Source organism: Streptomyces bikiniensis (assembly GCF_000716625.1).
In the GTDB taxonomy this organism is placed as follows: Bacteria; Actinomycetota; Actinomycetes; order Streptomycetales; family Streptomycetaceae; genus Streptomyces; species Streptomyces bikiniensis.
This window is the reverse complement of sequence record NZ_JNXJ01000006.1, coordinates 56,833-78,872: the sequence shown is the minus strand read 5'-3', so window position 1 is coordinate 78,872 and position 22,040 is coordinate 56,833. Positions and strand designations below refer to the sequence as shown.

At 72.6% G+C, this 22,040-nt stretch carries 22 protein-coding genes and 1 tRNA gene; 12 read left to right on the top strand and 11 right to left on the bottom strand.

The features are described 5' to 3' along the window. Window positions 1-26: 26 nt before the first annotated feature. The gene (locus OO47_RS05625) at window positions 27-1,898 is read right to left on the bottom strand and encodes an alkyl/aryl-sulfatase (RefSeq protein ID WP_030206045.1); all 1,872 of its coding nucleotides are present in this window, start codon (window positions 1,896-1,898) and stop codon (window positions 27-29) included. A 162-nt stretch (window positions 1,899-2,060) separates the two neighbouring features. On the opposite strand from OO47_RS05625, the gene OO47_RS33255 reads away from it, so the two are divergent. Further along, on the top strand, window positions 2,061-2,324 hold the full coding sequence (locus tag OO47_RS33255) for a hypothetical protein (protein ID WP_234323086.1): 264 nt from the start codon (window positions 2,061-2,063) through the stop codon (window positions 2,322-2,324). Window positions 2,325-2,377: 53 nt separating this feature from the next. Here the strand turns inward: OO47_RS33255 and OO47_RS05615 are convergent, their stop codons facing one another. Continuing rightward, window positions 2,378-3,466 (bottom strand): serine/threonine-protein kinase, encoded by a 1,089-nt coding sequence (locus tag OO47_RS05615; protein WP_199812272.1) that lies wholly within the window; start codon window positions 3,464-3,466, stop codon window positions 2,378-2,380. A gap of 219 nt (window positions 3,467-3,685) precedes the next feature. On the opposite strand from OO47_RS05615, the gene OO47_RS05610 reads away from it, so the two are divergent. Further along, window positions 3,686-4,564, top strand: a complete 879-nt coding sequence (locus tag OO47_RS05610; RefSeq protein WP_030206038.1) for a glycosyltransferase family 2 protein — start codon at window positions 3,686-3,688, stop codon at window positions 4,562-4,564. 372 nt (window positions 4,565-4,936) lie between these two features. Here the strand turns inward: OO47_RS05610 and OO47_RS05605 are convergent. Further along, a tRNA-Pro gene (locus OO47_RS05605) sits at window positions 4,937-5,010 on the bottom strand. Between the two features lie 100 nt (window positions 5,011-5,110). Then, a complete protein-coding gene (locus OO47_RS05600; protein ID WP_030206035.1) occupies window positions 5,111-6,049 on the bottom strand; it encodes a metallophosphoesterase in 939 nt (312 codons plus the stop codon). Window positions 6,050-6,122: 73 nt separating this feature from the next. Here OO47_RS05600 and OO47_RS05595 point away from each other — a divergent pair, with 73 nt between their 5' ends. Further along, entirely contained in the window at window positions 6,123-6,587 is a 465-nt protein-coding gene (locus OO47_RS05595) for a GatB/YqeY domain-containing protein (protein WP_030206032.1), read from the top strand. Between the two features lie 75 nt (window positions 6,588-6,662). On the opposite strand, the gene OO47_RS05590 is transcribed toward OO47_RS05595, so the two are convergent. After that, window positions 6,663-8,873: a transglycosylase domain-containing protein gene (locus tag OO47_RS05590; protein ID WP_051715203.1), complete on the bottom strand. Its 2,211-nt coding sequence runs from the start codon at window positions 8,871-8,873 to the stop codon at window positions 6,663-6,665. Window positions 8,874-9,378: 505 nt separating this feature from the next. On the opposite strand from OO47_RS05590, the gene OO47_RS05585 reads away from it, so the two are divergent. Further along, window positions 9,379-9,723: a WhiB family transcriptional regulator gene (locus OO47_RS05585; RefSeq protein ID WP_030206027.1), complete on the top strand. Its 345-nt coding sequence runs from the start codon at window positions 9,379-9,381 to the stop codon at window positions 9,721-9,723. 67 nt (window positions 9,724-9,790) lie between these two features. Here OO47_RS05585 and OO47_RS05580 read toward each other — a convergent pair whose 3' ends face one another. Beyond that, window positions 9,791-11,173 carry an ArsA family ATPase gene (locus OO47_RS05580; RefSeq protein WP_033208236.1) on the bottom strand — a complete coding sequence of 461 codons (1,383 nt, stop codon included), beginning with the start codon at window positions 11,171-11,173 and terminating at the stop codon, window positions 9,791-9,793. A 227-nt stretch (window positions 11,174-11,400) separates the two neighbouring features. Beyond that, entirely contained in the window at window positions 11,401-12,363 is a 963-nt protein-coding gene (locus OO47_RS05575; protein ID WP_030206023.1) for an ArsA family ATPase, read from the bottom strand. 163 nt (window positions 12,364-12,526) lie between these two features. Between OO47_RS05575 and OO47_RS35970 the strand changes: the two genes are divergently transcribed. The 5 genes from OO47_RS35970 to OO47_RS05555 all read left to right on the top strand — a co-directional run bounded on the left by OO47_RS35970 (window position 12,527) and on the right by OO47_RS05555 (window position 16,112). Then, a complete protein-coding gene (locus OO47_RS35970; protein ID WP_106969341.1) occupies window positions 12,527-12,685 on the top strand; it encodes a DUF4177 domain-containing protein in 159 nt (52 codons plus the stop codon). Then, a complete protein-coding gene (locus tag OO47_RS05570; protein ID WP_030206020.1) occupies window positions 12,682-13,152 on the top strand; it encodes a RidA family protein in 471 nt (156 codons plus the stop codon). Before OO47_RS35970 ends, OO47_RS05570 begins: the two co-directional genes overlap by 4 nt. 199 nt (window positions 13,153-13,351) lie before the next feature. Further along, window positions 13,352-14,239 carry an NUDIX hydrolase gene (locus tag OO47_RS05565; protein ID WP_030206017.1) on the top strand — a complete coding sequence of 296 codons (888 nt, stop codon included), beginning with the start codon at window positions 13,352-13,354 and terminating at the stop codon, window positions 14,237-14,239. Further along, window positions 14,236-15,066 carry an MBL fold metallo-hydrolase gene (locus OO47_RS05560; RefSeq protein WP_030206015.1) on the top strand — a complete coding sequence of 277 codons (831 nt, stop codon included), beginning with the start codon at window positions 14,236-14,238 and terminating at the stop codon, window positions 15,064-15,066. Before OO47_RS05565 ends, OO47_RS05560 begins: the two co-directional genes overlap by 4 nt. Before the next feature lie 161 nt (window positions 15,067-15,227). Beyond that, entirely contained in the window at window positions 15,228-16,112 is an 885-nt protein-coding gene (locus OO47_RS05555) for a prohibitin family protein (RefSeq protein WP_030206012.1), read from the top strand. 108 nt (window positions 16,113-16,220) lie between these two features. Here OO47_RS05555 and OO47_RS05550 read toward each other — a convergent pair whose 3' ends face one another. After that, window positions 16,221-16,895 (bottom strand): Crp/Fnr family transcriptional regulator, encoded by a 675-nt coding sequence (locus OO47_RS05550; protein WP_015034542.1) that lies wholly within the window; start codon window positions 16,893-16,895, stop codon window positions 16,221-16,223. Between the two features lie 230 nt (window positions 16,896-17,125). Between OO47_RS05550 and nth the strand changes: the two genes are divergently transcribed. The 3 genes from nth (at window position 17,126) to OO47_RS05535 (ending at window position 20,200) form a co-directional block, all read left to right on the top strand. After that, window positions 17,126-18,115, top strand: a complete 990-nt coding sequence (nth, locus tag OO47_RS05545; protein WP_063831880.1) for an endonuclease III — start codon at window positions 17,126-17,128, stop codon at window positions 18,113-18,115. A gap of 87 nt (window positions 18,116-18,202) precedes the next feature. Next, a complete protein-coding gene (locus OO47_RS05540; RefSeq protein WP_030206005.1) occupies window positions 18,203-18,952 on the top strand; it encodes an NUDIX hydrolase in 750 nt (249 codons plus the stop codon). Between the two features lie 48 nt (window positions 18,953-19,000). After that, complete coding sequence (locus OO47_RS05535; RefSeq protein ID WP_030206003.1) at window positions 19,001-20,200, top strand: MarP family serine protease; 1,200 nt, start codon at window positions 19,001-19,003, stop codon at window positions 20,198-20,200. Between the two features lie 60 nt (window positions 20,201-20,260). Here OO47_RS05535 and OO47_RS37635 read toward each other — a convergent pair whose 3' ends face one another. The 3 genes from OO47_RS37635 to OO47_RS05520 all read right to left on the bottom strand — a co-directional run bounded on the left by OO47_RS37635 (window position 20,261) and on the right by OO47_RS05520 (window position 22,038). Further along, window positions 20,261-20,452: a hypothetical protein gene (locus OO47_RS37635; protein WP_033208166.1), complete on the bottom strand. Its 192-nt coding sequence runs from the start codon at window positions 20,450-20,452 to the stop codon at window positions 20,261-20,263. 144 nt (window positions 20,453-20,596) lie between these two features. Beyond that, the gene (locus tag OO47_RS05525) at window positions 20,597-21,535 is read right to left on the bottom strand and encodes an alpha/beta fold hydrolase (RefSeq protein ID WP_030206000.1); all 939 of its coding nucleotides are present in this window, start codon (window positions 21,533-21,535) and stop codon (window positions 20,597-20,599) included. Continuing rightward, window positions 21,532-22,038, bottom strand: a complete 507-nt coding sequence (locus OO47_RS05520; RefSeq protein WP_030205997.1) for a phage holin family protein — start codon at window positions 22,036-22,038, stop codon at window positions 21,532-21,534. Before OO47_RS05520 ends, OO47_RS05525 begins: the two co-directional genes overlap by 4 nt. Window positions 22,039-22,040: the final 2 nt, after the last annotated feature.

Sequence of the window (22,040 nt, the reverse complement as noted above, 5' to 3'; positions counted from 1 at the left end):
GGTTTCAGGGGCCCCGGAAAGGGCCCCTACGGGGTCACGATCGGGAACAGCGGATCGGGCTTCGTCACGTACGAGAGGAGGCGGGCGAACAGGGCGGGGTCGCCCTCCACCCCGACCCCGAGCTCCCCGGGCCCCCGCCCGGCGAGCAGGCCGAGGAGCTGCGGCCTGGACAGGGTCAGGGTGGCCCCGGCGGGCGTCCGGGGGTCGGTGACCGCCCGGTGGGTGAGGGCGCCGTTGTGCAGGGTGAGACGCCGCCGCCCGCCCTCCGGGTCGTCCGTCAGGACCAGGTCCACGGTCAGGTCGTCGTCCCAGGCGCGCGGCCCGTCGATCGCGACGGCGAGCGAGTCGACCAGCATGGGGACGGTGAGGGCCGCCGCCATCTCGGGATTGGTCGTGTCGACCGCCTCGCCGCCGATCCCCTGGCGCAGTTCCTGCGCCGAGGTGAGGTAGAAGTTGCGCCAGGGGCCGTTCTCGGAGCCGTGCCCCAGCCGTTCGTAGACCCCGGCGAGCGTCTGCTTGGCCTCCTCGTGGACCGCGCTGGCGGGCCGTTCCTCGCCGACGGGGACCTCCGGTGCGGTGGCGAAGACCAGGTGGTTCAGGAGGGTCGCGGCGAACCGCAGGTCGCCCTCCTCCACGTACCCGCGTGCCTTGGCGAGCGCTTCGGCGGGGCCGCCCGCCACCGCCACGTACCGCTTCGCGAGTTCGACCGGCGGGTGCTCCCAGAGGTGGGCCACGTTGCCGTCGAACCAGCCCAGGTAGCGCTGGTAGACCGCCTTCGCGTTGTGGTTCAGGGAGCCGTAGTACCCGCGCGCGTGCCAGGCTTGGGCGAGCGCGGGCGGCAGTTCGATCGTCTCGGCGATCTCCGGCGCGGTCAGGCCCTCGTTGAGCAGGCGCAGCGTCTGGTCGTGCAGGTACGCGTAGAGGTCGCGCTGCTCGGTCAGGAACCGCACCACCTCGTCGTGGCCCCAGGTCGGCCAGTGGTGGGAGGCGAAGGCGACGTCGTACCGCCCGTGGAAGTACTCGATCGCCTCGTCGAGGTACGCGGACCAGATCCGGGCGTCCCGGACGACCGCGCCGCGCAGGGTCAGGACGTTGTGCATGTTGTGCGTGGCGTTCTCGGCCAGGCACAGGGCGCGGAGGTCGGGGAAGAGGAAGTTCATCTCGGCCGGGGCCTCGGTGCCGGGTGTGAGCTGGAAGACGATCCGCAGGCCGTCGACCGTCTCCTCCTGCCCGGTCTCCGTGACGTCCACGGTCGGCGGGATCAGGCTGATGGTGCCGGTGGACACGGTCGGACCGAGTCCGGCGCCGATCTGGGCGTCCGGCGCCTTCGGCAGGTTCGACCCGTACATGTAGACCGCCCGGCGGGTCATGGCGTTGCCCGCGTACACGTTCTCGCTGACGGCGTGCTCCAGGAAGCCGGCCGGGGCGAGGACGGGCACGCCCTCCTCGGTGCCGCGGGGCAGGACGCCCCGGGCGCCGCCGAAGTGGTCGCCGTGCGAGTGGGTGTAGATCAGGCCGGTGACCGGGCGGTCGCCGCGGTGCTCGCGGTAGAGGGCGAGGGCCGCGGCGGCGGTCTCCGTGGAGATCAGGGGGTCGATGACGACGACCCCGCGCTCGCCCTCGACGAGCGTCATGTTCGACAGGTCGAGGCCCCGCACCTGGTAGACGCCCTCGGTGACCTGGTAGAGCCCCTGCCGGGCGCAGAGCCGCGCCTGCCGCCAGAGGCTGGGGTGCGCGGTGTCGGGGCAGTCCGCCTCCAGGAACCGGTAGGCGTCGCCGTCCCAGACCGTCCGCCCGCCGTCGTCCGTGACCGTGCCGGGGACGAGGGCGGCGAGGAAGCCCCGGTCGGCGTTCTCGAAGTCGGTCGTGTCCTCGAACGGGGGGAGGGTGTCGTCCATGGGAGGGTGCTCCGTTCCGCGCGGGCGTCGCTCGCCGTACCGGTCCATCTGAACACCGGGTCCCGGCACCCGCACGCCGGGCCGGGGAGGGGTGGGGAGGGCCGGGCAGGGAGGGGCGGGAGGGCCGGGCCGTACCTACCCTGGGAGGTACGGAGGTGACCCATGAGACGACGGCACCACTTCCACATCGACCACCTCGGGCACTCGGTCTCCGTGACCGTGGAGACGGGGCACTCGGCGGTCGTCGACGTCCTGGTCGACGGCAAGGAGACGGCCCGGGTCACGATCGGGCACGACCGCCAGGTCGCCCTTCCGGTCGGACTTCCGACCGACCCGCCGACGACGGTGACCGTACGGGCGACGGCGGGCCCCGGCGTACCGCGCTGTCTGCTGGTCCCGGCGGACGGGGGGGGGACCCGCTGGTGATGGCACCGAGGGCGTACTGAGCGGGCCGCGGGCGCGCCCGCCGACCGGGGGCCTCAGGAGAGCCAGGCCATCCCGATCACCATGAAGACCACGAAGGCGATGGCCCCGGCCACGGCCGCCGTCTTGCGCGGACGGCGCCGGGAGAGCTCCGCGAGCCCGGTGGTGGCGGCCGGGCGCTCGCGCCGCCGGGAGGAGGGCGCGGCGGTCCCGGGGACGGCCGTCATCGGCGGCGGGGTGGGGGCGTTCACGTGCCGGGGCAGGGGCGCGGGCGCGGGCAGGGGCGCGGGCCCGGCGTGGTGCCGCGGCCCCGGGGCGTGCGGGGCCTGGGGGCGGGAGCGCCAGGCCCCGGAGGAGAACCAGTCGGCGATGGCCTGGGCCGGGGGGCGCTGCTCCGGCTGCTTCGCCAGCAGGCTGAGCAGGTACGACTCGAACTCGGGCGGCAGCGCCACCCCGAGGTGCGCGGGCGGCGCCGGCGGGGTGTCGATGTGCTGGTAGAGCAGGGCGGTCGCGGTGTCCGCGCGGAACGGGGGTCTGCCGGTGAGGAGTTGGTAGAGCACGCAGCCCAGGGAGTACACGTCGGAGGCGGGCGAGGCGGGCTGCCCGAGGGCCCGCTCGGGCGCCAGGTAGAGGCCGGTGCCCACGATCTGACCGGTCGTCGTGAGCGCGGCGGAGGGGTCGTCCACGAAGCGGGCGATACCGAAGTCGGCCAGCTTCACGGTCCCTTCGGCGTCCACGAGCAGGTTGCCCGGCTTGATGTCGCGGTGCACCACGCCCTGCCGGTGCGCGGCCGCGAGGCCGGCGGCGGCGTGGGCGGCGACCACGGCGACCCGCTCGGGCGGCAGGACCAGGGGGTCGGAGGGGTTTCCGGCGAGGCTGTCGCCCTCGACCAGCTCCATGACGAGGAACAGCTTCCCGTCCCACGTGCCGAAGTCGAAGACGCCCACCACGTGCGGGTGGCTGAGCCGGGCGGCGGTCTGGGCCTCCAGGCGGAACCGGTCGCCCGCGGAGGGGTCGGCCGCGTTCGCCAGCATCAGCTTCACGGCCACGGACCGGCCGAGGACCTCGTCGGTGGCCTGCCACACCTCGCCCATGCCGCCCCGGCCGATACACATGTGAAGCCGATATCGGTCCGCGACCAGCACCTGGAGACCACCCTTTCGAAGATCGATCAACCTGACGGAAGGGAACCAGCGTAGAGCCGTGCGGACGCGTCCCTCGCCGCGCTCCCCCTCCGAACGCCCTCCCGGTGCACGCCATTCGTGGTGCGGGTGAACGGAAGGTGGCGCGGTCCGGCTAGCATCGCGGCCCGTGGGGCCTTCGGGCCCGCGAGGACCTTTGGCCTGCGAGGAACGGAGCGGACCGTGGCGCGACCCCGCGTGGGTGTGGCGGTACTGACGATGGGCACGCGCCCGGCCGAGCTGCGGGCGCTGCTCGCCGCCGTGGCGGACCAGGACGAGCCGGCCGCCCGGATCGTGGTCGTCGGCAACGGCACCGGCACGCTCCCGGAGCTGCCCGAGGGCGTGACCGGGGTCGAACTCCCGGAGAACCGGGGGGTGACGGGCGGCCGGAACGTCGCGCTCGACACGCTCCGCGCCTTCGGCGACGTGGACGTGGTGGTGGACCTCGACGACGACGGCCTCCTCGTGGACCGTGACGTCTTCCGCCGCCTCGCGGACCTGTACGAGGGGGACCCGGCGCTCGGCGTGGTCTCGTTCCGCATCGCGGACGAGACGGGCGAGACCCAGCGCCGCCACGTGCCCCGCCTGGGGGCGAAGGACCCCCTGCGCGGCGGCGAGGTGACGACCTTCCTCGGCGGCGGCCACGGCCTGTCGATGCGGATGCTCGACGCGATCGGCGGCTGGCCGGAGGACTTCTTCTTCGCCCACGAGGAGACGGACCTCGCCTGGCGGGCCCTGGACGCGGGCTGGAAGGTCGTCTACGAGCCGAAGCTCCTCCTCCGGCACCCGAGGACCAGCCCGGCCCGGCACGCCGTCTACCACCGCATGACGGCCCGCAACCGCGTCTGGCTGGCCAAGCGCAACCTCCCGGCCCTCCTGGTCCCCGTCTACCTCGGCGTCTGGACCCTCCTCACCCTGGCCCGCACCCGCTCCCTCCCCGGCCTCGGCGCCTGGTTCGCCGGCTTCGCCGAGGGCATCCGCCGCCCGGCGGGCCCCCGCACCCCGATCCGCTGGTCCACGGTCCTGCACATGACACGGCTGGGACGGCCGCCGGTGATCTAGGGCTCCCAGGAGGAAGCCGCGGCACGGGAGAGGACGGAAGATCGACCACCCCTTCGGGACGTGACGATGCCGGCCCCTCCGTGGTGTTCGCCTCCGCACGGACGTTCAGACTCCGGCGTTACGGAATCGGCCACTCGCAGTTGCTGCTCCGTTCCGCCCCGGACTCCTCGAACCCGGAACGTCCGGACCTCCTTTTCGAAGGAGTGGAAGCCGTACAACTGGTCAGCCGCTACGAAGGCCTGGAGCTCCACGTGCTCGACGAGGGGCGGGGGCCGGAATCCGCACCCAAGGGACACCCGGACCACCCCCCGAAACCACTCAGGGGCCCGACCCGCTCTCGCGGATCAGGCCCCTGACCTGGTGTTTCGGCTGTCGGGGTGGCGGGATTTGAACCCACGACCTCTTCGTCCCGAACGAAGCGCGCTGCCAAGCTGCGCTACACCCCGATGTCGCTGCTCTGCGTGTTCACGTCGCGGCGACATCGATTACTTTAGCCCACCCGCGCGCTGAGGCGAAATCCGGTATTCGGGGGGCGCCGCCCCGGGGTCAGGGGCGGGCCGTCAGGGTGAGGAGGGTGGCCTCCGGGGGACAGGCGAAGCGGACCGGGGTGTAGCGGTTGGTGCCGCAGCCCGCCGAGACGTGCAGGTAGGACGTGTGGCCCCCGGCCGTGTGGGTGGAGAGGCCCCGCGCCCGGTCCGTGTCCAGGTCGCAGTTGGTGACGAGCGCCCCGTAGAGGGGGACGCGGAGCTGCCCGCCGTGGGTGTGCCCGGCCAGGACCAGCTCGTACCCGTCCGCCGTGAAGGCGTCGAGGGAGCGCAGGTACGGGGCGTGCACCACGCCCACCGTGAAGTCGGCGTCCGGGTCCGGGCCGCCCGCCACCCGCTCGTACCGGTCCCGCTTGATGTGCGGGTCGTCCAGGCCGGTGAACGCCAGCTCGGCCCCCGACAGCTTCAGCCGGCCCCGGGTGTTGGTCAGGTCCACCCAGCCCGCCGCGTCGAAGGCGTCCCGCATCCCCTCCCAGGGGTTGTGGACCGCGCCGACGGCCGGCTTGTTGCCGTTGAGGCCGTGGCGGCCCTGCGCCTTCTCCAGGAGGTAGCGGGCGGGGTTGCGCAACTTGGGGCCGTAGTAGTCGTTGGAGCCGAAGACGTACACGCCCGGGAACTCCATCAGCGGCCCGAGCGCGTCCAGCAGCTCCGGCACCGCCTCGGGGTCGGAGAGGTTGTCGCCGGTGTTGACGACGAAGTCCGGGCGGAGCCCGGCGAGCGTCTGGAGCCAGGCCCGCTTCTTGCGCTGCCCGCTCACCATGTGGATGTCGGAGACCTGGAGAACCCGCAGGTCGCCCATGCCCCGGGGGAGCACCGGGACCGTCACCCGGCGGAGCCGGAAGGAGCGGGCCTCGAAGCCCGCCGCGTAGACGAGTCCGGCCGCGGCCGTCACCGTGAGGCCTGCCGTGATCTTCAGGGGGATCCCGTACCGTGCGCGCATCCCCTTATCGTCGCAGACCCGTGCGAGGGAAATGCGCGGGCGGTCGGGGTGCGGCACCTGCCACACTTGGGTCATGACCACGCTCAAGGCGAAGCTCCAGGACGACCTCAACGCCGCGATCAGGGAGCGCGACGAACTGCGCTCCTCGACCCTGCGGCTGACCATCACCGCGATCACCAAGGAGGAGGTCGCGGGCACGACCAAGCGCGAACTCTCCGACGACGAGGTGCAGAAGGTGATCGCCAAGGAGGCGAAGAAGCGCCGCGAGGCCGCTGACGCCTTCGAGCAGGGCGGTCGCCCCGAGTCGGCCGAGCGGGAGCGGGCCGAGGGCCTCGTCCTCGACGCGTACCTGCCGAAGCAGCTCGGCGACGAGGAGCTCGACGGGATCGTCGCGGCGGCCGTCGAGGAGGCGAGGGCCGCGGGTGCCGAGGGGCCGCGCGCCATGGGCGCCGTCATGAAGATCGTGAACCCGAAGGTGGCCGGCCGGGCCGAGGGCGGCCGGGTCGCCGCCGCCGTGAAGAAGCTGCTCGCGGGCTGATCCGCGGAGACGACGACGAGAGAGGGCGCCCCCGCCGTGCGGGGGCGCCCTCTCTCGTACGCGGTGGGGCCGGGCTCAGTCGAAGATGCCCGGCGGGAGCGTGATCCCGGGGACGTTCGGCCTGCGGTCACCGGGCTTGCCGTCGCGGGGCTTGTTCGGCTTCCCCGGCTTGTTCGGTCCCTGGTCGCCCTCCTCCTTGTCCTCGGGCTTCTCGGCCCGCGGTACGGAGACGGTGTTGAAGGACGGCGTCTGGCCGGCGTCCAGCGCGCCGGTCATCGCGATCTTCCAGATCGGACCGGGGAGGCAGCCGCCGCAGACCTTGGGGTAGTACTCACCGCCGATGGTGATCCTGAACATCGACGTGTCCTTCTCGCCGACGTCGTCGCCCACCCAGACCGCGGTGGACAGGTTCGGGGTGTAGCCGACGAACCAGGCGTCCATGCGGTCGTTGGTCGTACCGGTCTTGCCCGCGTTGTCGCGGTCGCTCAGACCGGCCTTCGTACCGGTGCCGTCCTCGACGACGCCCTTCAGCATCTGGTTGATGGTGTCGGCGGTCCGGTCGCTCATCGCCCGCGTGCACTTCGTCTGCGGCACGTTGAGCTTGTCGCCGTTGGCGGCCTTGACCGACTCGATGGCGACCGGGGTGCAGTACAGGCCCCGGTTGGCGAAGGCCGCGTAGGCGGACGCCATCGACAGCGGGGTGCTGACCTCGCTGCCGAGGGTGATCGAGGGGTTCTCCTTGACCGGCTCGCCGTCACCGCGCTCGTAGCCCAGCTTCCGCGCCATCTGCACGGTCTCGCAGAGGCCCGTCTGCTGCTCCAGGAGGGCGAAGTAGGTGTTGATGGACTTGCCGAGCGCGCTCGTCATGTCCCAGGTGCCGGCCTCCTCCTCCAGCTCGTTCTGCAGCGGCCACTTGTCGTAGCCGGTGGGGGAGCCCTTGCAGGTGCGGAAGGAGCTGTTCTCCAGCTCGATCTTCCACGGCGTGGTGTAGGTCTGGGCGGGGCTGATGCCCTTCTCCAGGGCCGCGGCGGCGGTGAACGGCTTGAAGGTCGAGCCGACCTGGAAGCCGTAGGTGCTGCCGCCCATCCGGTTGGCGACGCCGAGGTTGAGCGTCGTCTCGTGCTTCTTCGGGTCCAGACCGTACGGGCGGGACTGGCCCATCGAGAGGATCTTGCCGGTGCCGGGCTGGACCTGCACCACCGAGGCGGCGACCGGGTCGTCCTTGTCGACCTTCGCGGTGGCGGCCTCGTTGGCGGCGGCCTGCGCGCGCGGGCTGAGCGTGGTCCTGACGGTGAGGCCGCCCAGGTTCCACAGCTTCTGGCGCTCCTCGGCCGTCTTGCCGAAGACCGGGTCGGTGAGGATCGTCTTGCGGACGTAGTCGCAGAAGAAGCCGGCACCGCTGACGGCGGTGATGCAGCCGTTCTTCGGGGCCTTGACCTTCAGCTTCAGCGGGGCGGCCTTCGCCTCGTCGGCCTCGGCCTGGCTGATGTCCTTCACGTCGGCCATCCGCTGGAGGACCACGTTGCGGCGCTTGGTCGCTTCCTCGATGTCGTTGACCGGGTCGTAGCGGCTGGGCGACTGGACGAGTCCGGCCAGCATCGCCGCCTCGCCGAGGTTCAGGTCGGCGGCGTGCTTGGAGAAGTACCGCTGCGAGGCGGCCTCGATGCCGTACGCCTGCTGCCCGAAGAACGTGATGTTGAGGTAGTTCTCCAGGATCTTCTTCTTGCCCAGCTCCTCCTCGACCTGGATCGCGAACTTCAGCTCGCGGACCTTGCGGCCGATGGTCTGCTGGGTGGCCTGCGCGACCTTCTCGGGGTCGTCGCCGGCCTCCTCGACGAAGACGTTCTTCACGTACTGCTGGGTGAGCGTCGACGCGCCCTCGGAGACCCCGCCGGACTGCGCGTTGCGGTTGATCGCGCGCAGCACGCCCTTGAGGTCGACCGCCCCGTGCTCGTAGAAGCGCCCGTCCTCGATCGCGACGATCGCCTTCTGCATGTACGGGGAGATCTTGTCGAGCGGGACGACCGTCCGGTCCCGCGAGTACACCGTGGCGATCAGGCCGCCCTCGGAGTCGAGGATCTTGGTGCGCTGACTCAGCGGCGGGGTCTTCAGGTTGGAGGGGATCTCGTCGAACCCCTCGACCGTGCCCTTCGCGGCCAGTCCGAGTGCCCCGGCCGCGGGCAGGGCGATGCCTGCCAGCACGGCTCCGGCGAGCACACTGACACCGAGGAATTTGGCGGCCTGCTGGGTCCCGGTCAGACCACCGCCCGAGCGCTTCTTTGCCATGGGGGGCAGCCTAATCCGTAGACATGAGCGAACAGCGGGAGCGGGGGCCTCTCGGAGCGTTCGGGTACCGGACCGTGACATCCGGGTACGCGCGCGGCCCAGGTTTCCATTCGCCGGACACGCGCCCAGGCCTTGGCCTAAGCTGCTCACAACTGTCACAGCAGTGAGGTCCGGCAACAAGGCCCGGTTGTGACGACGGCATGAATTCCCGTGACCCCGAAACACGGGAAGCTCGTGTCCGATTCCGGCTCGTGCGTCACGCGGTGTCCGAAGTGAGACCGCTGAGGAAGGGCATATCCGCGAGGTATGTCCTTTATTCCACGCATGTCCATCGATCACTCCCCTGGGTGATCTGACGCGCACGCATAGTCCGTTCGGGCCATTCAAGATTGGGCCCGAAGGGGGTGTTGCGCTGTCCCCGCCTTCCGTAACGTCCCAACTGGCAGCGGTGAATATGCCGCTGCCGCCGTGGGGGAGCCTCGATTCGGGAGAGGACGGCGCCGGTATGGGCTGGGTAGCTGACTGGAGTGCGCAGGCGGCCTGCCGCACTACCGATCCGGATGAACTTTTCGTGCAGGGAGCGGCGCAGAACAGGGCGAAGGCGGTGTGCACCGGATGCCCGGTGCGGACCGAGTGCCTCGCCGACGCCCTCGACAACCGCGTGGAGTTCGGCGTGTGGGGCGGCATGACGGAGCGCGAGCGCCGCGCCCTGCTGCGCCGGAGACCGACCGTCACCTCGTGGCGCCGGCTCCTGGAGACCGCGCGCACGGAGTACGAGCGGGGAGCGGGCCTGCTGCCCGTAGCGATGGACGACGACGCGACGTACGAGGCGTACGCGGCGGTCGGCTAGACGCGCCGGGGCGTGCGCCCCCGACGCGCGGAAACCCTCCGGACGGTCCGGAGAGGGCGGAGGCGGCTCAGGCCGGGGACGTTCGCCCGCCGGTGAGCCGGTCGCCGATGGCCCGCAGCCCGGCGAGGTCGTGCACGTCGCCGGGCAGGGCGGCCACTTCCGCCACCGCCACCTCGGGGTGGAGCGCGGTGAAGCGGTCCCGCGTGTGCTGTTCCCGCGCGAGCACCCGCATGCGCTCGGCATGCAGGCGGAGGAGTCCCGCGGTGAGATGCCGTACGTCCACGGCGTCGTGTGATCCGACGTCATGTGCTTCGGCGTCGTGCGCTTCGTCATCGGGTGCGTCGGCGTGCTGTGCGGCGGGGTGCTGTGCGGCCGGGTCGGTCGCGGCTGTGGGGGCAGCCTCGGACCCGGCGGGTGCGGCAGGTGCGGCAGGTACGGCAGACGTGGCGGCGGTGGCGAGATCGGACGGCTCTGGGGCGGTGGCCGGGGAGCCACGCTGACCAGTCTTCCCGTCCCCCTGATCCACAATGCGACCCTCGTCAAGATTTTCCGCCGCGGCCCGCGCCCGCTCCGTCGAGAGACCGGCGGCCCCGCTGCCGTGCACCCGGTTGAGGACGAGCCCGGCCAGCGGCATCTCCTCGGCGGCCAGCCGCTCCACGAAGTACGCGGCCTCGCGCAGCGCGTCCCGCTCCGGCGTGGCCACCACGAGGAAGGCCGTGCCAGGGGCCTGGAGCAGCTTGTACGTGGCGTCGGCGCGGGTCCTGAAACCGCCGAACATCGTGTCCATCGCCGCCACGAACGTCTGCACGTCCTTGAGGAACTGACCCCCGAGCAGCTTCCCGAGCGTCCCCGTCATCATCGACATGCCGACGTTCAGGAACTTCATCCCGGCCCGGCCGCCCACCTTCGCCGGGGCCATGAGCAGCTTGATGAACTTCCCGTCCAGGAAGGACCCGAGCCGCTTCGGGGCGTCCAGGAAGTCCAGGGCGGACCGGGACGGCGGGGTGTCGACGACGATCAGGTCCCACTCGTCGCGCGCCCGGAGCTGGCCCAGCTTCTCCATCGCCATGTACTCCTGCGTACCGGCGAACCCGGCCGACAGGGACTGGTAGAAGGGGTTCTCCAGGATCGCCCGCGCCCGCGCGGGGTCCGCGTGCGCCTCGACGATCTCGTCGAAGGTCCGCTTCATGTCGAGCATCATCGCGTGCAGCTCGCCGCCGTCGGAGCCCTTGATGCCCTCCACCTTGCGCGGGGTGTTGTCGAGGGAGTCGATGCCCATCGACTGCGCGAGGCGGCGGGCCGGGTCGATGGTGAGGACGACGACGCGCCGCCCGCGCTCCGCCGCCCGCACGCCGAGGGCCGCCGCGGTGGTCGTCTTGCCGACCCCGCCGGCGCCGCAGCACACGAGGATGCGCGTGCCCCGATCGTCGAGCAGCGGGTCCAGCTCCAGAAGGGGCGCGGCGTCGAGCCCGGCGGGGGCCTGGGCGGGGGCGGTGTCGCGCTCAGCGGCGGTCTGGGCGGGGGCGGTGCTGTGTCCGTCGGCGGCCTGGGCGGCGACGGTGTCGCGCTCAGCGGCGGTCTGGGCGGGGGCGGTGCCGTGTCCGCCGGCGGCCTGGGCGGGAGCCGTGTCGAGTCCGTCGGCGGGCCCGCCCGCGGCGGCGGTCGCAGTCTTCTCCGTCACGTGCCCACCCCTTGCCTCCGCAGTTCCTTCGCCAGCCGGTAGAGCCCCGCGACGTCCCCCCCGTCCCCCAGGTACGGAAGCTCGTACGCGGGGACGCCGATGCCGTCCAGGACGGCGCGCTGCGTCCGCTCCAGCTCCACCCGCCGGGCGTGCTCGGACGCCTGGTCGAGGAGCGGTTCGACCAGCTTCGCGGAGCCCGTGACGCCGACGGAGGCCAGGGTCCTCGCGATCGCCTCCCGGTGGTCGCCGGAGGCGGCCCGTACCGCCGCGGCGTCGAGGACGTGCGGCCGGACCATGTTCACCACGACCCGTCCCACCGGGAGTTCGGCCGCGCGGAGCTCCGCGATGCCGTCCGCCGTCTCCTGGACCGGCATCTCCTCCAGGAGGGTCACCAGGTGGACCGCCGTCTCGGGGGACTTGAGGACCCGCATGACGGCCTGCGCCTGGTTGTGTATCGGGCCGATCCTGGCCAGGCCGGCCACCTCGTCGTTGACGTTGAGGAAGCGGGTGATGCGGCCGGTGGGCGGCGCGTCCATGACCACGTGGTCGTAGGTCGGGCGGCCGTCCTTCTCCCGCCGCCGGACCGCCTCGCACGCCTTGCCGGTCAGCAGCACGTCCCGTACGCCCGGCGCGATCGTCGTCGCGAAGTCGATCGCGCCGAGCTTCTTCAGGGCCCGCCCCGCGCTGCCCAGTCTGTAGAACATCTGGAGGTAGTCGAGGAGCGCGCGCTCGGCGTCGATCGCCAGCGCGAACACCTCCCCGCCGCCGGGCGCGACGGCGATCTTGCGCTCCTCGTACGGAAGCGCCTCCGTCTCGAAGAGCTGTGCGATGCCCTGCCTGCCTTCGACCTCGACGAGGAGGGTCCGCTTCCCCTCCGTCGCGAGGGCGAGCGCGAGGGCGGCGGCGACCGTCGTCTTACCGGTTCCGCCCTTGCCGCTGACGACCTGGAGCCTGCTCACGCTGTCGAGCCTAACCACTGGCGGCCGCGCCCAATCAGGAGGCCGCCCCCGAGACGCCCCCTAGGGGCCGCCGCGGGGACCCGCCCGGAGCGGGGGGGGCCGGGCGGGGGTCCGGGGGGCCGCCTCGGAGAAGCGCTCCCCGGCAGCGGATACAGTCGGGCCCATGACCAAGTGGGAGTACGTCACGGTGCCGCTTCTGGTGCACGCGACCAAGCAGATTCTGGACACCTGGGGCGAGGACGGCTGGGAGCTCGTCCAGGTCGTGCCCGGGCCGAACAACCCCGAGCAGCTCGTGGCCTACCTGAAGCGGCCCAAGTCGTGAGCGGGGCCGTCGAGGCGAAGCTCGCCGAGCTGGGCCTGACCCTGCCGGAGGTCGTCCCTCCGCTGGCCGCCTACCAGCCGGCCGTGCAGTCGGGCGTGTACGTCTACACCTCGGGCCAGCTCCCGATCGTGGCGGGCAAGCTCCCGGTGACCGGCAAGGTCGGCGCCGAGGTCACCGCCGAGGAGGCCAAGCAGCTCGCCGCCACGTGCGCGCTCAACGCCCTCGCGGCCGTGAAGTCGGTCGCCGGTGACCTCGACCGCGTCAAGCGCGTCGTGAAGGTCGTCGGCTTCGTCGCCTCCGCCGCCGACTTCACCGGGCAGCCGGGCGTGATCAACGGCGCCAGCGAGCTGCTCGGCGCCGTCCTCGGCGAGAAGGGCGTGCACGCGCGCAGCGCCGTCGGCGTGGCCGTGCTGCCGCTCGACGCCCCGGTCGAGGTCGAGGTCCAGGTGGAGCTGACCGAGGCCTGACCGCCGCTCCACCCGCGCGTACGCGCGCGTGAAGGCCGGGCGCGCGATCCTCGCCCGGCCCGACCGCTGTAGTGCGCGAGTACGCGCGCGTGAAGGCCGGCCGCCCGTCGTCGGGCGGCCGGCCTTCACGTGTGTCGCGCGGAGTTCCGCCCGGCGGCTCGCCCTCGTGCATTCCCGCGCTTGCGCATAGCATCCGGCCATGTCGAATGGTCAGTCGAAGCAGTCGAACGGTCAGTGGTACCCGCCCGAGTGGCCCGACCGCATCCGCGCCCTCGCCGCCGGTGAGCTGACCCCGGTGGTGCCCCGGCGCGCCGCCACCGTCCTGCTCCTGCGGGACGGGGCCGCGGGACCCGACGTCCACATGCTGCGCCGCCGCACCTCGATGGCCTTCGCGGGCGGCGCGTACGCCTACCCCGGCGGCGGTGTCGACCCGCGCGACGAGCACCCGGTGCGCTGGGCGGGCCCGTCCCTGGAGACCTGGGCGGCCCGGCTCGGCCTCGACGACCCCGCGCAGGCCCAGGCCGTGGTCTGCGCCGCCGTGCGCGAGACGTACGAGGAGGCGGGCGTCCTGCTCGCCGGGGAGACCGAGGACGGGGTCGTCGGGGACACCACGGGCGAGGACTGGGAGCGGGACCGCCGGGCGCTCGTCGCCCGCGAGCTGTCCTTCGCGGACTTCCTCGACCGGCGCGGGCTCGTCCTGCGCTCCGACCTGCTCGGCGCCTGGGCCCGCTGGATCACGCCCGAGTTCGAGCAGCGCCGGTACGACACCTGGTTCTTCGTCGCCGCCCTCCCGGCCGGGCAGCGCACCCGCAACGCCTCCACCGAGGCCGACCGCACGGTCTGGATCCGTCCGGCGGAGGCCGCCGCGGGCTACGACCGGGGCGAACTCCTGATGATGCCGCCGACGATCTCCACCCTCCGCACCCTGGAGCCGTACGGGACGGCAGCCGAGGCCCTCGCGGCGGCGGAGGCGCGGGACCTGGCCCCCGTGCTCGCGCAGGCGCGCCTGGAGGGCGAGGAGCTGGTCCTGAGCTGGCCGGGCCACGAGGAATTCACCAAGATCATTCCGTCCGGGGGTCCGCGATGAGCGACGCCGCCGCCCTGCCCGGGCAGCCGCGCGGGCTCGTGGTCAGCGGGCCCGCGACCGAGCGCGCCGTGAACGTCCTGGCGCCCAACCCGTCCGCGATGACCCTCGACGGCACCAACACCTGGCTGCTCTCCGAGCCCGGTTCGGACCTGGCCGTCGTCGTCGACCCCGGTCCCCTCGACGAGGGGCACCTGCGGAACGTGGTCGCCACCGCCGGGAAGCTCGGCAAGCGGGTCGCGCTCACCCTGCTCACCCACGGCCACCCGGACCACGCGGAGGGCGCCGGGCGCTTCGCCGAGCTGACCCGGACACCCGTGCGGGCCCTCGACCCGGCGCTCCGGCTCGGCGACGAGGGGCTCGGCGAGGGGGACGTGGTGACGGTCGGCGGCCTGGAGCTGCGGATCGTCCCGACGCCCGGCCACACCTCGGACTCGCTCTCCTTCCACCTGCCCGCCGACCGGGCGGTCCTGACCGGGGACACGATCCTGGGGCGCGGGACGACGATGGTCGCGCACCCGGACGGGCGCCTCGGGGACTACCTGGACTCGCTGCGGCGGCTGCGCTCGCTGACCGTCGACGACGGGGTGCGCACGGTCCTGCCGGGCCACGGGCCGGTCCTGGAGGACGCGCAGGGGGCCGTGGAGTTCTACCTCGCACACCGGGCGAGCCGGCTCGCCCAGGTCGAGACGGCGGCCGAGAACGGCCTTCGCACGGCGCCCGAGGTCGTGGCCCACGTGTACGCGGACGTGGACCGCTCCCTGTGGCCGGCGGCCGAGCTGTCGGTACGGGCGCAGCTGGAGTACCTGAGGGAGCGCGGGCTGATCTGACCGGCGCCTCCGGGCCGGGGGCGGCCTTCCGGTGTGGGTCCGGGCCCGGCAGCGGAGGCCGGGCGCGGCTGCCGGGACGCGGCATGGCTCGGGGGGCGCGCCATGCCTTACGGTCCCTTTACGTCCGTTGTTCCGGCAACCGTCCCACGGGGGGATTTCTCGTGTTCGTCCTGGCCGTTCTTCTGCTCATAGCGGCGGTGGTGCTCTACCTGGTGGGGCGCTCCATGGACCGCTCCGGCCTCCGCCTCGGCGCGCTGGGCGCGCTGATCGCCGCCCTCCTCGCGGGCGTCACCAGCGTCGTCCACGTGGTCGGCGCGTACGAGGTCGGCGTGCCGGTGACCTTCGGCAAGGTGGGTTCGCCCATGACGCCCGGCGTGAACGTGATCTCGCCGTTCACCACGGTCACCTCCTTCTCCACCCGCCCGGTGGACCTGAACCTGTCCGACCAGGACGTGGTCGAGGTCCGTTCCTCGCAGGGCGGGGTGATGGAGGCCGAGGTGACCGTGAAGTGGGCGGTCGCGCCGGCCAAGGCCGTGGAGCTGTACCGGCTCGCCGGCAGCGAGGCCGCCATCCAGCAGCGGCTGGTCTTCCCGGACAGCCGGGAGATCGTGCGCAACGTCTTCGCCCGCCACACCAGCGAGGAGGGCTACAGCTCCGCCCGCGAGAAGATCAACGCGGAGATCGCCGCCCTGGTCAAGGAGCGCCTGGCCCCGCGCGGCATCGACGTGACCACGGTCAACCTGCGCAACGTGAAGCCGTCCAAGGCGCTGCAGGACCAGATCGACCGCAAGATCCAGCAGCAGCAGGCGACCGAGCGCGCCCTGGAGGCCGCCCGCACCGCCAAGGCCGAGTCCGACCGGCGCCGGATCGAGGCGGAGGGCATCGCCCGCGCCAACAAGATCCTCAACGACTCGCTGACGGACAAGGTCCTGATGAACCAGTGCATCGACGCCTTCAAGGAGGCCGCGGCGGCGAACCCGGTCTACGCCGTGCCCTGCGCGAACGGCGGCTCCGCCCCGGTGATCGTGGACGGCACGAAGCGCTGATCCACCGCCGGCAAGGCCGGTAGTACGCGCGTACGTACGGAGAAGGCCGCCCCCGGGTCCACGGGGGCGGCCTTCTCCACGTGCTTCACGCGTACGCGTGCGGTGCTCTTATCGCGAGCGCTTCGCGAGGCGCTCCACGTCGAGGAGGATCACGGCGCGGGCCTCCAGGCGGAGCCAGCCGCGCTGGGCGAAGTCCGCGAGCGCCTTGTTGACCGTCTCGCGGGAGGCGCCGACGAGCTGGGCCAGCTCCTCCTGGGTGAGGTCGTGGACGACGTGGATGCCCTCCTCCGACTGCACGCCGAAGCGGCGCGACAGGTCGAGGAGCGCGCGGGCGACCCGGCCCGGCACGTCGGAGAAGACCAGGTCGGACATCTGGTCGTTGGTCTTGCGCAGGCGCCGGGCGACCGCGCGCAGCAGCGCGGTGGCCACCTCGGGGCGCGCGTTCAGCCAGGGCTGGAGGTCGCCGTGGCCCAGGCCGAGCAGCTTGACCTCGGTCAGCGCGGTCGCGGTGGCGGTGCGCGGGCCCGGGTCGAAGAGGGACAGCTCGCCGATGAGCTCGCCGGGGCCGAGAACGGCCAGCATGTTCTCGCGGCCGTCGGGGGAGGTGCGGTGCAGCTTCACCTTGCCCTCGGTGACCACGTACAGGCGGTCGCCGGGGTCGCCCTCGTGGAAGAGCGCGTCGCCACGGGCGAGCGTCGCCTCACTCATCGAGGCGCGCAGCTCGGCAGCCTGCTCGTCATCGAGCGCCGCGAAGAGCGGGGCGCGCCGCAGAACGTCGTCCACGAGTTCTCTCCTACTGTCGACCTGCTCACGGGATCCGGATCCCATGATGCCGGACGCACAAAACAGTGCGATCAATCACAACAAGTTTGACGCACCGTGCCGCACTTCCGTACGTCAGGGGCCCGATCGGGGGCTGATCGGCCGTGCCCGGGGCAGATGTCGGTGGCGGCCCCTAGGCTGGCCGCGTGTCCAACTCGCCGGTGAGAGCGCAGGCCAAGGGGGCTGTAAAGGTGTCGGCCGAAAGTAATTCCGCCGTGGGCGAACACGGTGCGTCGAAACGGGCGAAGGCGACAAATCGGAAGTCTGCGCCCGAGCCGGGACGCGCGACCGGCCCCCGACCGACCCGCACCGCCAAGCCGGAGGCGCGCCGTGCGGGCCCGTCCGAGCCGTCCCGGACCGCCGGGCCCGCGCCGCGCCGCGCCGCCGAGACGGAGACGCGCCGCGCCGCCAAGCCCGAGTCGCGGCTCGCGATGGTGCGCCGGGCGCGCCGGATCAACCGCGAGCTGGCCGAGGTCTATCCGTACGCCCATCCGGAGCTGGACTTCCGCAACCCCTTCGAACTGCTCGTCGCCACGGTCCTCTCCGCCCAGACCACCGACCTGCGGGTCAACCAGACCACCCCCGCCCTCTTCGCGAAGTACCCCACGCCCGAGGACCTCGCCGCCGCCGTGCCCGAGGAGGTCGAGGAGCTGATCCGGCCGACCGGCTTCTTCCGCGCCAAGACCAAGTCGATCATGGGCCTCTCCGCCGCCCTCCGGGACGACTTCGGCGGCGAGGTCCCCGGCCGTCTGGAGGACCTGGTCAAACTCCCCGGCGTCGGTCGCAAGACCGCCTTCGTCGTCCTCGGGAACGCCTTCGGGGTCCCCGGCATCACCGTCGACACCCACTTCATGCGCCTCGCCCGGCGCTGGAGGTGGACCGAGTCCGACGACCCGGTCAAGATCGAGGCCGAGGTCGCCACGATCTTCCCCAAGAGCGAGTGGACCATGCTCTCGCACCGGGTGATCTTCCACGGCCGCCGCATCTGCCACGCCCGCAAGCCCGCGTGCGGCGCCTGCCCGATCACCCACCTCTGCCCCTCGTACGGGGAGGGCGAGACCGACCCCGAGAAGGCGGCGAAGCTGCTCAAGTACGAGAAGGGCGGCTTCCCCGGCCAGCGGCTCAACCCGCCGCCCGACTACCCGGGCCGCCCGGCACCGCCCCTGGGCGCGAGCGGCTGAGCCCGACGCGCCCGTCCCCTCCGCCCGGGGACGGGCCCCGGGAACGATCCCGTCCGTCCATCGCGTTGAGAACCAACGGGGGTGCCCATGACGCGCACTGAAGAAGAGACCCAGGGGCACGGGACCCCCGGGCCCGAGCCGCACGGGTACGAGGCCCGCGGCTTCGGCACCGGCGGCCTCGTCAGCCGCGACGGCCTGCCCGCCTGGCTCGCCCCCGTCGACCGCGCCGCCCGCACCGTCCGGCCCGAGCAGCTGAGCCGCTTCCTGCCGCCCGCGAGCGGGGACGGACGCCAGTCCGCCGTCCTCGTGCTCTTCGGCGAGGGCGAGCGGGGTCCCGAACTGCTCCTCATGGAGCGCGCCGGCACCCTCCGCTCACACGCCGGACAGCCCTCCTTCCCCGGCGGCGCCCTCGACCCCGAGGACGGCGCCCCCGAGGAGGGCGGACTGCTGCGCGCCGCCCTGCGCGAGGCCCAGGAGGAGACCGGCCTCGACCCCGCCGGGGTCCAGCTCTTCGGCGTGCTGCCCCAGCTCTACATCCCCGTCAGCCGCTTCGTCGTCACCCCGGTCCTCGGCTGGTGGCGCGACCCGAGCCCGGTCGACGCCGTCGACCCCGGCGAGACCGCCCGCGTCTTCACCGTCCCCGTGGCGGATCTCACGGACCCCGCCAATCGCGCGACCAGCGTCCACCCCAGCGGCCACAAAGGCCCGGCTTTCCTGGTCGAATCCGCCCTGGTCTGGGGTTTCACGGCCGGAGTGATCGACCGGCTGCTCCACTTCGCCGGCTGGGAGCTGCCCTGGGACAGGGCCAGACAGGTCCCGCTCGACTGGCGCTCATGACAGGCTGACCCCGGGGCGACCGGAAACGAATCTGCGAGGCTATTGACGGTGAACGTGCTGGACATCCTGTTGCTGCTCGCCGCCGTGTGGTTCGCGATCATCGGTTACCGCCAGGGGTTCGTGGTCGGCATCCTCTCGGTGATCGGCTTCCTCGGCGGCGGTCTCGTCGCCGTCCTGCTGCTCCCGGTCCTCTGGAACGAGCTGACCGACAACAGCGAGGTCTCCACCACGGCGACGGTCGTCTTCGTGATGATCGTCATCGTCTGCGCCTCCGTCGGCCAGGCCTTCACCACCCACCTCGGCAACAAGCTGCGCCGGCACATCACCTGGTCGCCCGCGCGCGCCCTCGACGCCACGGGCGGCGCCCTGGTCAACGTCGTCGCGATGCTGCTCGTGGCCTGGCTGATCGGCTCGCTCATCGCCAACACCTCGATGCCCACCCTGGGCAAGGAGGTACGCAGCTCCAGAGTCCTGCTCGGCCTGGAGCGGGTGATGCCGGAACAGGCCTCGGGCTGGTTCGCCGACTTCCGCTCCACCCTGGCCCGCAGCGGCTTCCCGCCGGTCTTCAGCCCCTTCGTCAACGAGCCCATCACCCCGGTCACGCCCCCCGACCCGGCCCTCGCGAACAGCCCGGTCGCCGCCCGCGCCCAGCGCTCCATCGTGAAGGTCGTCGGCACCGCGCAGAGCTGCGGCAAGGTCCTCGAAGGCACCGGCTTCGTCTTCGGCGAGCGCCGCGTCATGACCAATGCCCACGTCGTCGGCGGCGTCGACGAGCCGACCGTCCAGATAGGCGGCGAGGGCAAGCTCTACGACGCCAAGGTCGTCCTCTACGACTGGCAGCGCGACATCGCCGTCCTGGACGTGCCGGACCTCAGGGCCACGCCGCTCGTCTTCGCCGACGAGGACGCCCGCAGCGGGGACGGCGCGATCGTCGCCGGCTTCCCGGAGAACGGCGCGTACGACGTGCGCTCGGCGCGCGTCCGGGGCCGCATCGGCGCCCCCGGCCCCGACATCTACAGCCGCGGCGAGGTCAACAGGGACGTGTACTCGCTGTACGCGACGGTCCGTCAGGGCAACTCCGGCGGCCCCCTCCTCACCGAGGACGGCGAGGTGTACGGCGTGATCTTCGCCCGCTCCCGCGACGACGCGAACACGGGCTACGCCCTGACGGCCGACGAGGTCCGCGGGGACGTCGAGCGCGGCCTGGCGGCCAACCAGCAGGTCGACACCCAGGGCTGCGCCCTCTGAAACCCCCGCGGACCCCTCGTGCCGCTGCTACCGCTCACCACCTCCGGAAGCCCCGGAGGGTCAGCCGCGGGTGTGCCTGAGCCGGGCCGAGACCCAGCGGGCCCGGCGGCGCAGGATGCGCGAGATCCCCACCCCTTGCACGGCGTGCGTACGGCCCGGCTCCGGAGGTCCGCCCCTTTCGAGGGGTCCCGGTCCGGCGGCCGAGCCGCGGTCGCGTGCCGTCGTGTCACCGTAGTCGTGCGTCCAGCCCATACCCGGACGTCTGCCCGTGCCCCAAGGTCGGTAACCTCCCCGGAGCCCGCCAATCGGAGTATGCGCGAGGCACATGGCCGTTCGGGGCAACTCCGTTCGCCGGACGGGGGCCCGACGGCGCGTCAGCGGCCTGCCCGGGTTCCCTCAGCGGTCCGGCTCGGGGTCCTTCAGCCAGTTGACGAGCTCCGCGGTGAAGACCGCCGGGTCCTCCTCGTGGGGGAAGTGCCCGAGGCCGTCGAAGAGCCGCCAGCGGTACGGCGCCTCCACGTACTCGCCCGAACCGGCCGCGCTGCGGGTCCGCATCACCGGGTCCAGGGAGCCGTGCAGATGGAGCGTCGGCACCCGCACCGGCCGCTTCATGCGCCGGTTGAACTGGATGCCGTCCGGACGGGCGAGCGACCGCACCATCCAGCGGTACGGCTCGATCGAGCAGTGCGCCGTCGACGGGACGAGCATCGCCCGCCGGTACGTCTCGATCGCCTCCTCGTCGGCGACCGGCCGCGGCCCCGACCAGTCCCGGATCAGCTCCCCGACGAGCGCGGCGTCGTCCGCGACCAGCCGGCGCTCCGGCAGCCACGGCCGCTGGAAGCCCCAGACGTGCGAACCGGCCCGCGACTGGGAGAAGTCGGAGAGCATCGCCGAGCGCCAGCGGCGCGGGTGCGGCATCGAGGAGACCACGAGCCGGCGCACCAGCTTGGGCCGCATCACGGCCGCCGTCCAGGCCAGGTAGCCGCCCAGGTCGTGCCCGACGAGCGCCGCGTCCGGCTCGCCGAGCGAGCGGACGACGCCCGTGATGTCGAGCGCCAGGTTGGCGGGGTCGTAACCCCGGGGCGTGCGGTCGCTGCCGCCGACCCCGCGCAGGTCCATCGCGACGGCCCGGAACCCGGCCTCGGCGAGGGCGGGCAACTGGTGGCGCCAGGTCCACCAGAACTGCGGGAAGCCGTGCAGGAGCAGCACCAGCGGCCCTTCGCCCATCTCGGCGATGTGGAAGCGGGCGCCGTTGGCGGCCACGTCCCGGTGGGTCCACGGCCCGTCGAGCCGTACGGGTCCGCCGCCGGCGGTGCTGCTCTCGGGAAGGGTCATACGGACGAGCGTGCCACAACGGTGCCCCTGTCCAGGTCGACGGAGCCCTTGACCAGAGCCTTGGGCGCCTCGGGACGCGGGTGCGGCTTGACGTTCTGCACGATCGCGGCCGTCCGCTTGGCGGACGCGATGGACTTCTCCGGCGGCTTGACCTTCTTGAACTTGGAGTACGCGAGGAGGCCGAGGAGCCCCGCGAGCAGCACGTTCGCGGTGAAGGAGAGCAGGAAGCACCAGACGAGGTTCCAGCCGCCGTTGCCGTTGTGCCCGCCGGTCCAGGTGTTGATGGCGTACGCGAGGGCGAAGCTCAGCATCGGCAGGGAGAACAGCAGTACCACACCGGCCGCGACGCCCGCCGCGCTGCCGATCGCGCCGCGCTTGACGTCCTGCCGGAGTTCGGCCTTGGCCAGGGCGATCTCGTCGTGCACCAGTGCCGACATCTCGGCGGTCGCCGAGGCGACCAGTTGGCCGAGGCTCGGCTCGCCCTTGTCGTACAGGTCGCTCATCG